General features: G+C 42.1%; 7 protein-coding genes. All 7 read left to right on the top strand.

Annotated elements, in window-relative coordinates; genetic code table 11:
• Window positions 1–2: 2 nt before the first annotated feature.
• The 7 genes from NG22_RS11865 to NG22_RS11835 all read left to right on the top strand — a co-directional run bounded on the left by NG22_RS11865 (window position 3) and on the right by NG22_RS11835 (window position 15,378).
• Window positions 3–2,888 (top strand): S8 family peptidase, encoded by a 2,886-nt coding sequence (locus tag NG22_RS11865; RefSeq protein WP_053405921.1) that lies wholly within the window; start codon window positions 3–5, stop codon window positions 2,886–2,888.
• 673 nt (window positions 2,889–3,561) lie between these two features.
• Window positions 3,562–6,513, top strand: a complete 2,952-nt coding sequence (locus tag NG22_RS11860) for a TonB-dependent receptor (RefSeq protein WP_053405920.1) — start codon at window positions 3,562–3,564, stop codon at window positions 6,511–6,513.
• 11 nt (window positions 6,514–6,524) lie between these two features.
• The gene (locus NG22_RS11855) at window positions 6,525–8,159 is read left to right on the top strand and encodes a RagB/SusD family nutrient uptake outer membrane protein (RefSeq protein ID WP_053405919.1); all 1,635 of its coding nucleotides are present in this window, start codon (window positions 6,525–6,527) and stop codon (window positions 8,157–8,159) included.
• Between the two features lie 50 nt (window positions 8,160–8,209).
• On the top strand, window positions 8,210–9,679 hold the full coding sequence (locus tag NG22_RS11850) for a SusE domain-containing protein (protein ID WP_053405918.1): 1,470 nt from the start codon (window positions 8,210–8,212) through the stop codon (window positions 9,677–9,679).
• A 1,125-nt stretch (window positions 9,680–10,804) separates the two neighbouring features.
• Window positions 10,805–13,729, top strand: coding sequence for a TonB-dependent receptor (locus NG22_RS11845; RefSeq protein ID WP_082305069.1), 2,925 nt, complete (start codon window positions 10,805–10,807; stop codon window positions 13,727–13,729).
• 285 nt (window positions 13,730–14,014) lie between these two features.
• Window positions 14,015–14,887: a hypothetical protein gene (locus NG22_RS11840; RefSeq protein WP_157601050.1), complete on the top strand. Its 873-nt coding sequence runs from the start codon at window positions 14,015–14,017 to the stop codon at window positions 14,885–14,887.
• Window positions 14,848–15,378 (top strand): hypothetical protein, encoded by a 531-nt coding sequence (locus NG22_RS11835; RefSeq protein ID WP_053405915.1) that lies wholly within the window; start codon window positions 14,848–14,850, stop codon window positions 15,376–15,378. Before NG22_RS11840 ends, NG22_RS11835 begins: the two co-directional genes overlap by 40 nt.
• The last annotated feature ends 49 nt before the right edge of the window (window positions 15,379–15,427 follow it).

Below are 15,427 nucleotides of genomic sequence, written 5' to 3'. Positions count from 1 at the left end.
GCATGTCAGCAGCAGGAGACTTGAATAAAATGGCCACACAGGCGGAGGAAGGTTTGTTGATTTCTAACCATAGTTACGGCACCATCCGTGGATGGGACGGAGACCGTTGGTTCGGGGATGCCAGTGTTACGACCAAGGAAGATTACTTATTCGGTTTTTATGATTCCAAGGCACAGGATATTGATCGCCTGGCCTATAATGCGCCACACTATTTAATCGTCTGGGCGGCAGGTAATGACCGGGGAGATGCTCCCTCCAATTCCACCGTTCGCCCTGAAGTGGAAAAAAGAGTGGACGGTCCCTATGATTGCTTACCTCCGGAAACGACGGCCAAAAATAGCCTGACCATCGGAGCGGTAAGGGAAGTGTTGAATTATTCCGGGCCCCAAGATGTGGACATGAGTGATTTTAGCTCCTGGGGGCCTACAGATGATGGCCGCATTAAGCCGGAGTTGGTGGGGAATGGGGTAGGCGTGCTGTCTGCGGCGGCCTATAATTCCTCTTTTGAGTTGGATAATGAGGTTTATAAAACCCTTCAGGGGACTTCCATGGCGGCTCCTAATGTGGCTGGTTCTCTTTTGATTCTGCAGGAATTGTATGGGCTTTATCATCAGGGAGAATATATGCGGGCCGCTACTTTAAAAGGTTTGGCCATTCATGCTGCCAGAGAAGCAGGTTCCTCAGTAGGGCCCGATTATTCCTTTGGTTTTGGTTTATTTGCAGCCGATCGAGCGGCTTATTTAATTCAGAATGAACACCAGGCGAATTATCAAATATTGGAAGATTCCTTAATTCAGAGTCAGACCAAGCGCTATGAGGTAGTAAGTGACGGACAGCACCCTTTAATGGTCACCCTTTCCTGGACAGATCCGGAAGGAAGCTCTCCGGCAAAATCTTTGAATCCGCGGGATCCGGTACTGGTAAACAATCTGGATGTAGTGGTGAAAGATCAGGCCGGGACCTCTTATTATGCCTGGTCTTTAGATCCGGAATTTCCTTCCAGAGCCGCTACCAATGCTGCCAAAAATGATGTGGATAATAATGAAAAAGTTGAAATCGCCCTTCCTGCCGCAGGAACCTATACGGTAGAGGTATCGCATCGAGGTGCCTTAAGAGATGGAGGGCAGTCTTTTAGTTTGATTACTTCTGCTGGTCCATTAGAAGAAGAAAAAGATATTTTGTACTGGGTAGGTGGCAGTGGAGATTGGACAGACGGTACGCATTGGGCCGAGCAGTCCGGTGGGGATGCGGTTAATCGAATTCCGGATGAAGGAACCGATGTATTGATTGATACCAATTCCGGTAACCCTACGGTAGCCCTGATTGGAGCACCGGTGGCTAATTCTTTGACCATTTCTGCCGGAAATCTGAATTTATCCAACAGAACCCTGGCTTTGAATGGGGCATTAATATTAAAGGGGATTGGTCAAATCAGTAATTCAGGGGTGATCGACCTTCGGGCTTCAGGAGGAGATTTAATTAATGTAAATGTTCAAAATGAAATTGTCAATGGAGGCATTAACCTCACCGGGGCGGAATCTGCCGTATGGAATATCCGTGGTGAGCTGAATGCCCAAAGCCTGAACCTCAACGGAGGAACCTATTATATCGAAAATCTGCGTTTACAAGATATAGAGGTCAGCAATACGAATGCGCCTACATTGATGTATTCAGAAGGGGATTGGACTGTGGCAAATCGAATAGATTTTTCCAGTGGGGGAAATGCAGACTTAAATCAGGTACGACTGGCGCTGACCAATGATAACAGTAGCACCATTAGTTTATCCACGGGAGATGCCCTATTGGGCGCAATTGCCGCAAATGTGCCTGTTAACCTCTCCGGAGGTGAGGGTAAAATTCAGTCGATTGTAACCGCTTCTCCATTAAACGTTCTGAGTGATGCCACCATTGACAGCCTCTTCCTAAGGACTGGGGCGGCACTGGAGGTGCAGGCGGACCAGCGATTGAGTATTTCCGAACATATGGAAGGCATGGGGCAGGAAGGAGCCTTGATGAATATCAGTGGCGGAGCGGCTTCGGTGCTGTATAGTAATGCCCGCAGATTTTGCATGGATTATCTGAATATAGACGGCCTGAGTGTGGATGGGGCGGCGGTATTTGCTTCCGGAGATCATAGTCTTATTACCAATGCGACAGGCTGGGTGGAAAAAGATTGTGATGACATCATTTTCGCGCAAATGGACGTGGACTTTGCTTGTGCAGAAGGGGTGGCTTCTTTGACTTCCCTGAGCTCAGGGAGGATTTCAGAAACCACCTGGACCATCACCAAGGAGGATTATTCAGAAGTGATTCAGGGGGAGGATGTTGATTTTGTATTCCCGGAGTCAGGAGAATATGAGGTGAATTTAAGCATCTCCAATGAAAATAATGAGCGAGACAGTTTTTCGGAAATTGTTTGGGTAGCGGAGAATACCATTAATGCGCGCCCATTGGTGCAGGAATCCGGCTTTTATATTACCCAAACCGTAGGAACCGATTATGAGTGGATTGTGGACGGGGAGGTTATTCCGGATTATAATCAAGGCTATTTTCAGCCTGAAGGAGAGGTGGGGAATATTGAGCTTTTTGTCGCCGATGGTACTTGTAGAGTGGTGCTTTCCTATGAAAATGTCTTATCTGTAGATTCGCTGGACCAGGTCAGATTAGTGCCCAATCCAGTGACCGACCAGGCCTCCTTGTTTTTGCCAAATGTAATGGGCCAGGTAGAGTTGGTGATATTAAATCATCAGGGAGTGGCCCTCGATCGACAATATTTTTCAGATAAGCAAGAATTGAATTTATTGACGGATCAGCTGCCCACCGGCGTCTATTTGCTGGAAATAATCACAGAAGGAAATCGCAAGGTTTTGCGATTTGTGAAAAAATAAGACGGGTATTTTGTGAAAATGATAATGCTCGAGTGGAGAGAGTTGGAATAACCTGATTAAATACGTTTTACTCTTTTATAGCGTGTATCTGCTTGGTTCATAAAATAAAATTAGAAATTGTTGAAAAAACCGGTCTCTTTGAGGTCGGTTTTTTTTGTTGGAAAAAGAGGGGGAAGTTTGTAGGCCTTTACTTGTTGGTAAGTGATTGATATTTAGTGTGAATCCTTGAATTTGCATTATTTAATGTTAGTTTAATTTATGATAATCGTCATCTTTGATTATTTGAATTTAAACATCAATAACAGTTAGTTTCCTCCTGATTTTTTTAAATCAGATTGTTTGAAGTCAAATCTATATCACGATTCTTAATTCAAATCTAATCAAAATCCTGTTTTACTTGAGTTTTTAGTAGAAAAATCCATGGATTATGATGGTTTTCGCAATCGGATGCGTAAACGATTGCGGAAAATTAATCAACTCAGTCCTCCCTTATTGTGCATTGTTTGACTTCCTATTTTTTAAAATTGAGCAAAATTACAAAGGTTTAATACGGTCAAATTTTGAAATTTTCAAAACGCCCCTATTTGTATTATTCTAATGTGATGTTTGATGGAAACTTTATTAACCAATGTAAGCAATGACTAATTACTACTTAATCCGTAGGTCGCTTTCAATGGCAATCCTGTTCACTTTATTAACATTAACAGGTTTTGCACAAAGAGTAATTACCGGAACGGTAATCTCAGGAGATGATAGTGAGCCTATTCCCGGTGCCAGTGTGTTGATCAAGGGTACTACCCGCGGAACCATCACCAGTTTTGATGGAACCTTTCAAATGGAAGCCGAAAATGATGATGTGGTTCAGGTATCCTTCGTCGGATATTTGCCACAAGAGATCTTGGTAGGGAACCAAGAGAAATTGGATGTGGTTTTATCCACAGATGTGAAAAACCTGGAAGAAGTCGTGGTAATCGGTTACGGTTCGGCAAAGAAGGAAGACCTTACCGGATCTGTGACGGCCATTACCGCCTCTGATTTTAACCAGGGAGCCATTTCTTCTCCTCAGGAATTATTGAACGGTAAAGTACCAGGGGTACAAATTACCACTGCTGGTGGTGCTCCCGGTTCTGGTGCAACCATCCGTATTCGTGGAGGAGCATCCCTGAATGCCTCCAATGATCCTTTGATCATTATTGATGGAGTTCCAATGGATAACGGTGGTGTAGCCGGTATGCGTAACCCATTGAACACCATTAACCCAAATGATATTGAGACTTTCACCGTATTGAAGGATGCTTCCGCTACTGCTATTTACGGTTCTCGTGCCTCCAACGGGGTAATCATCATTACCACCAAAAAAGGAGCTCAGGGTAAGATGTCAGTGGATTATACAGGAACGGTATCGGTAGGTCAGGTGGTGGAGACGGCTGATGTATTGAATGCCAATCAGTACCGTGAATTAACACAGCAGGTATTCCCGGAAAATGCACACCTTTTGGGAGATGCGAATACAGACTGGCAGGATGCGGTATTCCGTACGGCAGTGTCTACCGATCACAATGTTTCTTTAGCGGGTTCTGTAAAAGACTTTTTGCCTTACCGCGTATCAGTAGGATACAATAAAAGCCAGGGGGTTTTAGAGGATTCAGACATGGAGCGTACCACGCTTGCATTGAATTTGAACCCTAAATTCTTTGATGATCACCTGAGCACAAATGCTTCGGTAAAAGTGATGGGTGTTTCCAATAACTTCTCCAACGAAGGAGCCATTGGGGCAGCCACTTCTTTTGATCCTACGCAACCTATCCGCTCAGGAGATGATAAGTATGCCAATTTTGGTGGTTATTACACCTGGTTAGATGCCAATGGAACGCCTCAGTATTCTATTGCGCCGGGCAACCCAATGGCCTTGATTGATCAGCGTGCTGATCAGGCAGATGTATTCCGTTCGGTGGGTAACTTACAGTTGGATTATAAATTCCATTTCCTTCCTAAACTGAAGGCGAACCTGAACATGGGTTACGATTACTCCAAATCCAACGGAAATATATTGGTTTCCGGTCAGGCTGGTTTCGATCAGGGTGCGGCGCGTAATGACGGAACTATCCGTAATTACGAGCAAACCAAAAGAAATGAGTTGTTGGATTTCTACTTACAATACGCAGATGACCTGCCAGCAATTGATGGTAAGTTCGATGTGATGGGAGGTTATTCCTACCAGTATTTCAGAACAGAGGATTATGCCGAGAATATGTTCGGAAACGGTAACTGGCAACAGGATTCCGTTCAAACTTTCCGTAACCACAACAACCTGCAGTCTTTCTTTGCCAGAGCCAACTTCTCGGCTAAAGGTAAATATTTAGTAACTGCGACCGTTCGTGCCGATGGTTCTTCAAGATTCAACCAAGAGAACCGTTGGGGTATCTTCCCTTCCTTGGCTTTGGGGTGGAACATTGACAAAGAAGGTTTCCTTTCCAGTGTTGAGGCGATCTCTAGCATGAAGATCCGTGCGGGTTACGGGATCACCGGTCAGCAGGATATCGGATCTAACTTCGGTTATATGCCGGTTTATTCTACTTCTCGTCCTGGTCATCAGTATTCTTTCTACAATCCGACCACCGGTCAGTGGGAGATTTTTGATACCATGCGTCCTTCCGGATACGATGAGAATTTGAAGTGGGAAGAAACCACGACCTGGAACGTGGGTATGGACTACGGTTTATTCAATGACCGCGTAACCGGTTCCCTGGAGGTTTACTACAGAACAACAGATGATTTGTTGAACTATGTGCCGGTACCGGCAGGTTCTAACCTGACCAATATGCTGACCACTAACGTTGGGGCAATGATGAACAAAGGTTTCGAATTTGATATTAACACCAAATTGATCCAGACTTCTGATTTGCACTGGGATTTCGGTATCAATGCGACTTATAATGTCAACGAAATCACTTCCTTGACCATGACGGATGACCCGAACTATGAAGGGGTTAGAACCGGAGGTATTGCTGGTGGACAGGATTTATATGCGCAGCGTCACCGCGTAGGTTATCCGGCATCTTCATTCTTCCTTTACGAGCAGGTATATGATGCCAATGGCACACCTGTGGAAGGAATGTATGTGGATCAGAATGGTGATGGCGTGATTGATGAAAACGATTTGGTTTACTCCGGTAACCCTGCTCCGAAATGGATGCTTGGTTTCACAACTAAACTAACCTATAAGAACTGGGATTTCTCTATGGCCGGCCGTGCTTACCTTGGGAATAAAATCTACAACAACGTTTCTTCGGACAAAGGGAACTATAACGCCATGCACACTTCTGGTCAGATCACCAACAACGTACACTCATCCGTATTGGAGACTGGTTTTGAAAACCCACAATTGTTGTCAGATCACTATCTGGAGAATGGTTCATTCTTCCGTATTGACAACGTGATGGTCGGTTACAACTTCTTCAATGTATTCGGTTCTGATATGAACGCCCGCGTTTACGGTACCGTAAACAATCTGGCTGTTTTCAGCCCATACAGTGGTTTGGATCCTGAGGTATTCGGTGGTATGGACAACAACCTGTACCCTCGTCCAAGAACTTATATGTTAGGAGTGAATTTGACATTCTAATCTGAAGCAAAATGAAATTATCATATATCAATAAAGCAATGGTAGCCGTGGTTTTAATGGCGGCTACCCTGTTGACTTCCTGTCTTGGTAAACTGGATCTGGAACCAATCGATCCGAACGATAAAACGACCATCGACACCGAAGAAGAGTTCTTTCAGTATTTGGTGAAGCTATACGCAGGTCTGGCGAACACAGGTCAGGGTGGTAACGCTGGCGGTGACCTGGGGGGAGGCGATGAAGGAGCCACCCAATACTGGCGGGTGTTCTGGAACGCTCAGGAATTTCCTACTGATGAAGTGGTGAATACCTGGACCGATGAGGGAGCTCCTCAGATGTCATTCATGACCTGGTCGGCCAACAACCCATTCGTTTTGGGATTGTATAACCGCATCTATTATCAGATCTCTGCCACAAACGAGTTCCTGCGTCAGGCTAAAAATGCGCCGGCAAGCTATGAGGATCTACCTGCATGGAAAGCGGAAGCACGTTTCTTAAGAGCATATTCTTACTGGCATGCATTAGATTTCTTTGGAAATAAGGTGCCTTTCGTAACGGAAGAAGATCCGATTGGGAAATTTTTCCCAAATCCGGCAGGTACACAGGAAAGAGGTGAAGAGCTTTTCATGTTTATTGAAAAGGAATTGAAGGAAATCGTTGGGGATGGAGAAAGCCAGGAAGAGGTGCTTCCGGCAGCGAAAACAGCCTGGTTGGGTCGTGCTGACAAAGGGGCTGCCTATATGGTTTTGGCAAAATTATATTTGAACCATGCCGTTTATTTAGGTGGAGAAGTGGAAGGTTATTATCAGGCCGGACGCAACTACTTGAATAAAATGATTGCTGAAGGAGGTTATTCCCTATATACGCAGGGCGGTTCCGATAATGGTTATGCTTCTTCTGCTTACCAGCGATTGTTTATGGCGGATAATGAAAGAACGCATCAGGAAGCCATCTTCATGATCATGTCTGATGGATTGAATATGACGCACTGGGGAGGCACAACTTATATGATTGCTGCTGCAACCGGTGGAGAAATGGATGCCGCTGAAATGGGAATTGGTTCCGGTTGGGCCGGTAACCGTACAACGAAGACCATGGTGGAAAACTTTGATGCGGATAATGCCGGAGATCGTGCCATTTTTGCTACGGAAGAGGAAGGCCAGTCGCTGGAAATTGATGCTTATGAGCAGTTCACCCAGGGCTATGGTGTAAAAAAATGGAAGAATGTGAAGCAAAACGGAGAAGATGGAGAGAATAATGATGGCGTATTTTGTGCGACCAATATTCCGGTTTTCCGTTTAGCAGATGCCTACCTGATGTTGGCGGAGTTTGACCTGAGAATTTCAGGAGCAGTAACGGCTACTTCACAAGGATTGGTCAATCAGGTACGTGCCCGTTCCAATGCCAAAGCCCACAATGGCTCGTGGAATTACGACTTTCTTCTGGAGGAGCGTAACCGTGAGCTCTACTGGGAAGGTCACCGTCGTACGGACTTGATTCGTTTTGGGAAATTTACCCAGGGCATGAGCTGGCCATTTAAAGGAGGAAGCAAAGAAGGAACTGATGTTGCTAACCATTTTGCTTTGTATCCAATCCCGGCAGCAGATTTGGGGGCTAACCCGAACCTTACCCAAAACCAAGGATATTAATTTTCCGGGCCTGTCAACTGGCAGGCCTACTAATCTTTGATTTTATCATCATGAAAAAATATATGATCTATATGTTGTCGGCCTTGTCTATTTTGTCGACATCATGTAAAGAAGATGATCATGTAGTGGCTTCTGACCCTGTTTCGCCAGAAATCATTACAGATATTCAAGCTGAGAACAGTTTTGAAATTACTGATGCCAATGAGCAATGGGACAATGTGGCCTGGTCTGATGCAGACTATGGATTGTCACTAGCGGTAAAATACTATGTGAATTTGGCGGTGGAAGATCAGTCTCCTATCACAATCGCGGAAGTAAGCCGTCCGGAGGCAAGCACGGAGGTATTAAACGGAACAGTTAATAATGCTGCAATAGCATTAGGGATTGCGCCGGGGACTACAGGCGAATTGAATATTTTCGTTACCTCAAAAGTGTATAATGACAAAAATGATGTAGTAGATGGCTATGATTTGTCTTCCATGGCAAAGCCATTTAATGTAACGCCTTATGCGTACGTTTCTCCGGTTCAAACTTCTGACCTCGCAGGAGTGGAGGAAGAGTTGCTGAAGGAAAATGCAAAAAGTGACTGGGCAACATTCTCCTGGGAGTTGGCCGACTACGGATTGAATGTTTCCTATAAATATACGGTAGTAGCACATGCGCAGGTAAATGGCGAAGCGGCAGTTGCTGATGTGAAATCGGTTTCTGGTCAGGCTTCCGAGCTTACCGTTACCGTGGAGGAAGTGAACCGCGCCGTATTGGCATTAGGCATTGGGGCTGATGAAGTAGGACAGGTTTCCTTTACCATTAATGCGATGGTGGAAGGCGGCGAGGAAGATGGTATTGCGTACGAAACTTTATCTTCTGAGGCTTCTGACGCGGTAAGTATTTTGCCTTATCTGGATATGCCAATGTTTGGATGGAAAGTTGGAAGCCGTAATGGTTGGGATCCCGGTGATCAGGATTCTTTCCGTTTCTATGAATTAGAAAAAGGAGTGTACACTGGCATTCACGAATTTGAAGCTGGAGAAAACTTCAAGATGTTTTTACCTGGAAAGGACTGGTTGGGTTATGCCTATTTCTCAGGCGGTGCAGATGCAGATTTCTCAGAAGATGGAGATGGAAACCTTGTATATAATGGTTCATCTGAAGTAAGAAAATTGGTGGTTGATGATAACGCGCAAACTATTTTCTTCGAAGAAATTGAGTCCGAGGATATATATTATAAAGTAGGTTCTGAAAATGGCTGGAATGATACTTCCAACCCGAACTACGATCAATTCAAGCTTTATAAGCGTTACGACGGCGTTTTCGAGGGGACCCTTGATTTTGTCTCTGGAGAAGAGTTTAAGTTTGTTCCTGAGGCAGGTAGCTGGAACGGAGAACTAAGTGGCGCTACTTTCCCAGTGAAATCTCCTGAATTATCAGGTGATGGTAACATTGAGTTCAATGGAAGCACCGGAACCTATTCCATGAAAATGGATATAGCTGCCGGAATACTGGAGGTAATAGCGCAATAAGCATTTAATACCTTATCGCATTTCTTTTAAAACCGCCCTAGTGGCGGTTTTTTTTGTTTCTGAGCTATTCCTATATAACCTGAGTTATTAATGGTTAAATCCTCTTTTTACCACTTGCCGGGAAAAATGAAGGAATAACTTCCTGTTTCGAGTTTTTTGCCAAGGCGGTAGAGGAATGAGGAGAAAGTTAGTTCTCCGAATTGGGGTTTTTGATATTTCAGTAATATAGATAGCAATAAATCGATGACAGGTTCTTTTTTGAGACTAACGAAAGCTAACAGCGAATTACTCAGTTTTAATTCTACTTTATCTGATATTAAAAAAAACAAGTTTAGGGGGCGCAGGGTATATACATTTTTTTAAACAAGCAGCGGTCTAAGCAAATGATGGGGCTGAAATTTTACTTCCTATTTTTTGAAGATATTACGAAAGTCCAAATTATGGTCTTATTCGGCTGTGGCCGGATGTCAGAATTAATGATGAACCCCTTAAAGTCAAGAAACCGCAGCCGGACTTCTATTTTTTGACCGATCGCTTCTTAGACTTCCAATATTGAGCTTTAATCACTGATAGCGCCGGATAGTAATGTCCTTATGGAACCTTAAAATGACTCAATATTAAAATTGATAATAGAGGAATAGACTTATTATTGGAATTTTAATTTAAGGAGGTGTTTTTTTAAAATTTGGAATGAGCCTCAGGCTATTGTTTAAGGTTAAATTAATTCCCGGTTTTTTGAAAAATCCGCAGTAAGGCTAAAAATATCTCATTTTTTAGGGGAAAAGGCGAAGGTTCTCATTTTTTGACTAAAGAATTGTTAATAATCAACCAATATTATTGCTGGTATTTACATTTCAGGGGTTTCTTGGTGTTGAAAATTGCTATTGTTTTAATCGATCTGCCCGAAAACGATTGCGGCCTTTTTTTGCTAAATACTCTATATCGTGCGGAGATTCTGACTTAAATCTTTTTTAAGATTGTATAAATAATTACTGACAAAGGACTCCTGTTTTTAAAACTTTTTAAAAAAAGACCTGAAATCAGATTATTTCGCAAAAAATGCTCAAAACTTACTTTTTACATTTTTTTAATAAAGTCCAATAAAACTATTTTCAACCAACAGCTATGACAAAATACTACCAATTGCGTAGAACGTTCTCGCTGGCTGTGCTTTTCACCTTGTTTTCGGTGGCAGCATTTGCACAAAAGATGATTACCGGGACGGTAACATCGGCAGAGGACAATGAGCCCATCCCTGGGGCTAACGTGCTAATCAAAGGTACTGCTTCCGGTACTATCACTGACTTTAATGGTGCTTTCCAGTTGGAGGCGTCAAATCAGGATGTTCTGGTTGTTTCATTCGTCGGATATTCTCCAACTGAAATTCCGGTGGGCACACAAACAAGAATTGATGTGAAACTTGCTACGGATGTAACCAATCTGGAAGAGGTAGTGGTTATCGGTTATGGTTCCGTGAAAAAGCAGGATGCTACGGGGTCTGTACAAGCGATTACCGCTGAAGATTTGAACAAAGGAGCGATTACTTCCCCTCAGGATTTGATCGTAGGTAAAACGGCCGGTGTTCAGATTACCACAGCGGGTGGTGCTCCGGGTGCTGGCGCTACTATCCGTATTCGTGGTGGGGCTTCTATGTCGGCTTCCAATGATCCTTTGATCGTTGTAGATGGCGTACCAGTAGCTTCTGATGGAATTAATGGTATGGCCAACCCATTGGCAACCATTAACCCGAACGATATCGAGTCATTCACTATTTTGAAAGATGCTTCCGCTACCGCAATTTATGGTTCTCGTGCCTCTAATGGTGTAATCATTATTACCACCAAAACAGGAAAAGGCAGTAACCGTGTGAAAGTTGATTATTCAGCTAACGCTTCAGTAGGTGTAACTTCAAACAGAATTGAGGTATATGGAGCTGATGAATACCGTGGTTTGGTTAATAAATTGTATGGTGTAGATAACCCAGTGATTGAGAATAATCCTTCAGCAATCGCTGCTTTGGGAGAGGCGAATACTAACTGGCAGGATGAAATTTATCGTCCAGCTTTCGGAACAGACCATAACGTAAGTATTTCAGGTGGTATTGAGGCTTTACCATACCGATTGTCTGTTGGTTATAGCAATCAAAATGGTGTATTGGAAACATCTAATATTGAACGTGTTTCCCTAGGTTTGAACTTGAATCCTACCTTCTTAGATGATCATTTAAAAGTGAATTTAAGCACAAAAGGAACTTTTGTGAAGAATCAATTTGCCAATGAAGGTGCTATCGGTGCAGCTTTAGGCTTTGACCCAACACAACCAGTTTATTCTGGAACTGATCAGTGGGGTGGTTATTGGCAATGGTTAGATAACGGTGGAAATCCAAAGGCATTTACTCCGACTAACCCGGTTTCAATGTTAAATCAGGTGGATGATCGTTCTGACGTTAATCGTTTCATTGGAAATTTAGGACTGGATTATAAATTACACTTCCTTCCTGATTTGTCTGTGAATATGAATATTGGGGTGGATATTGCAAAAAGCCGTGGAGAGAAATGGACTTCAAGAGATGCTTCTTTTGCCTATATCGGGGCAAACTCTGATGATGAGTCTCCAGCATTCTTTGGTGAGCAGTATATTTATTCTCAGGATAAGTCAAATACTGTATTTGATTTGTTTGCTAAGTATGATAAAGAAGTAGGTAAGCACCGTTTCGATATCATGGGTGGTTATTCATGGCAGCATTTCTTAAATGAAGGTCATAATTTTAAGAATGATTTTGATAACGCACGTCCTGTACCGTTGCAAGACCTTCCATTTGCCGGAGAGAACTACTTAGTGTCTTTCTACGGAAGATTTAACTATACTTTTGCTGATAAGTACTTGTTAACAGGTACTGTTCGTCAGGATGGAACTTCCAGATTCAATGCGGATAACCGTTGGGGTACTTTCCCATCTGTAGCTGCAGGTTGGAAAATCCATGAAGAGGCATTCCTGAAAAGTAGTAATTTTGTTAACGAATTGAAGCTGCGTGCAGGTTGGGGTATCACAGGCCAGCAAGATATTTCCGGAAACGATTATGTAGGTTATGCAACTTATACGCTTTCAGATAATGGTGCAAGATACGTCTTTGGAGACAGATGGTTCAATACATACCGTCCGAATGGTTTGGATCCGAACCTGAAATGGGAGGAAACAACTAACATTAACATGGGTATTGACTTTGTGTTGATGGAGCAGAGATTAAGAGGTTCCTTTGATGTGTATCACAGAACTACGAATGATTTGATCAACACGATTACAGTTGCTGCCGGTACAAACCTCTCGGACAGAATTGTATCAAACATTGGTTCATTGGTGAATCAGGGTTTTGAAGTGAACTTGTTGGGTATTCCGGTAATGACGGATGATTTCTACTGGGAAGTTGGTGCTAACCTTACTTACAATCAGAATGAAATTACTCAATTAACCGCTGTTGATGACCCATCTTATGCTGGTGTTCCAACGGGTGAGATCGGAGATGGACGTTTTATTCAAATGAATAGCGTAGGTCGTTCTGTAAATGCCTTCTACGTATATGAGCAGGTTTATGATCAGGCTGGAAATCCTTTGGAAGGGGTTTATGTGGATCAAAATGGAGACGGTATTATCAACTCTGAGGATTTGGTACACTACGGTAGCTCCGTTCCTAATTACCTGATCGGTTTAAATACTAAAGTGAGCTATAAAAACTGGGATTTGAGCTTAAGCGGTCGTTTGCAGTTAGGTGCTCAGATTTACAATCAGGTGGCTCAGGGAAGTCAGAACTGGAACATGGTGTATAACCCTACTACTCAGGCGCTGTCTAATAAAATGGCCAACTCTGGTGATACGCAGTTTTTGTATACGGACAACCAGAGAGCATTCTCCTCGCACTGGATTGAAAATGCAGACTTTTTCAGAATGGATAATATTACCATTGGATACAATTTCGATTCATTCTTCGGCATGGAGAAAACAAATATGAGAGTTTATGCCACTGGCCAGAACCTGTTTGTAATCTCTAATTAGTGCTTGTCCGAAAACTCTAAAATCGTTTATATAGGCCTAATATCATCGATTTTTAGTGATAATTGAAAATGAGTTTTTTCGAAAAAGTCAAAGAAAATGCTTTTATTTAATCGTAATACACGGATAACACTCATTTAAGGCTCAAAACTCATACTTTTTTTAACTATGCGCAGCGGATTCACCCAACAACTCAAAATTAACACAATACCTATAAGTGAGGTTCAATTTCCTAGCAACACACGAGATCATATTGTTAATTTATTACGGGCTCTTCAAGCGATCTACATGAATAAGGAAATTAGTGTTCGCATAGAAAAACTTTTGCAAGAGGCCATTGGGACTAGTCAGACTTCAGGAAGGAAAGGGATGGGATTATGGGAAGTTTTTGTTTTGGCTCAATTACGATTGTGTCAGAATTTATCATACGATGATCTTCTAAATTTGGCAAATTATAACGTTTTGGTTCGAAGGATGCTGGGAAAACAAATTAATCTTGGTCTTGCTGGTGAATCAGTGGATGAATATACCTTTCAAAATATTTATGATAATGTTAGCTTGGTTGATGATGAAACACTAAAAAAAATTAATGCTGTTATTGTTGAATTTGGACATGGTATATTTAAAAAAAAAGACTCGGATCCATTATCCTTAAAAACAGATAGTTTTGTTGTTGAAACAAATACGACTTTTCCATCGGATTATGTATTACTTTTTGAAGCTGGTCGCAAATGCCTAAATATGATCGGTGAAATAGCAAAACAGCATAAAGTAAAAGGTTGGAGAGAAGTAAAAAGCGAATCAAGTAAATTAAAATCACTCTGTAGATCTTTTGGGAGAGCTACCTCAGCAGGTGGGAAAAATAAAGCTAAAAATGAAATTGAAGCTTGCCAGGCATATTTGAATAAAGCAAAATCACTATACAAAAAGGTTGCTGATTTTTGGGAAAAAGATATGCCGGCATTGCTTATTGACCAAAAGACACTGTTGGTTCTTATTAAAGTTGAGTGGTTTAAGTTGATGTTTGAAAAACATATAAACTTGTTGGAGCGAAGAATAATTGGCCAAGAGAAAATCCCAGCATCAGAAAAAGTCTATTCCCTCTATCTTCCTTTCACAGAATGGATAAAAAAGGGAAAGAAACGCCCCCAATTGAAATAGGGAAAAAGTTATTTGTCACAACAGATCAATTTGGGCTTATTGTTGATCATTGTCTTGGGGATAATTTATCAGACAGAGATTCGATTATGGATATTATTGATCGAGTACTAGAAAAATATCAATTAGTATCATCTTGGAGTACAGATAAAGGATTTTCTTCAAAAGAAAATAAAGCGTTAATTCAGGAAGTTTTCCCTGATTTGCAGTTGATAATGCCTAAACTAGGTAAACGAAATAAAACGGAAGAGGCTGAAGAAAAGAGTAAACCCTTTAAATTATTAAAAAATGCGCACTCTGCTATAGAATCTAACATCAATGAATTGGAGAATAGAGGGTTAGATAGGTGTCCAAATAGATCTCCTGAGCAATTTCGAAATTATGTAGCCCTGGGAATTACAGCATATAATTTGCATAAAATAGGAAAACGATTAAATGAAATAAAAATTAAAAAGGAAAAAACACGATATAAAAAAATTATATCTGCCGCTTAAAGAAGCTGCCTTTTAGAATGGAATAAAGCCTCTAGATTTACTAAAGGCT

This window comes from Persicobacter sp. CCB-QB2 (assembly GCF_001274635.1).
Classification (GTDB): Bacteria; Bacteroidota; Bacteroidia; order Cytophagales; family Cyclobacteriaceae; genus Persicobacter; species Persicobacter diffluens.
The sequence above is the reverse complement of the archived record's forward strand: the minus strand, read 5'-3'. Positions and strand labels throughout refer to the sequence as shown.

What these genes read in the sequence shown, in the direction of transcription:
- NG22_RS11850 (WP_053405918.1), top strand. Translation starts at nt 8,210, where the DNA reads ATGAAAAAATATATGATCTATATGTTGTCGGCCTTGTCTATTTTGTCG.
- NG22_RS11840 (WP_157601050.1), top strand. Translation starts at nt 14,015, where the DNA reads ATGAATAAGGAAATTAGTGTTCGCATAGAAAAACTTTTGCAAGAGGCC.
- NG22_RS11855 (WP_053405919.1), top strand. Translation starts at nt 6,525, where the DNA reads ATGAAATTATCATATATCAATAAAGCAATGGTAGCCGTGGTTTTAATG.
- NG22_RS11860 (WP_053405920.1), top strand. Translation starts at nt 3,562, where the DNA reads ATGGCAATCCTGTTCACTTTATTAACATTAACAGGTTTTGCACAAAGA.
- NG22_RS11865 (WP_053405921.1), top strand. Translation starts at nt 3, where the DNA reads ATGTCAGCAGCAGGAGACTTGAATAAAATGGCCACACAGGCGGAGGAA.
- NG22_RS11835 (WP_053405915.1), top strand. Translation starts at nt 14,848, where the DNA reads ATGGATAAAAAAGGGAAAGAAACGCCCCCAATTGAAATAGGGAAAAAG.
- NG22_RS11845 (WP_082305069.1), top strand. Translation starts at nt 10,805, where the DNA reads ATGACAAAATACTACCAATTGCGTAGAACGTTCTCGCTGGCTGTGCTT.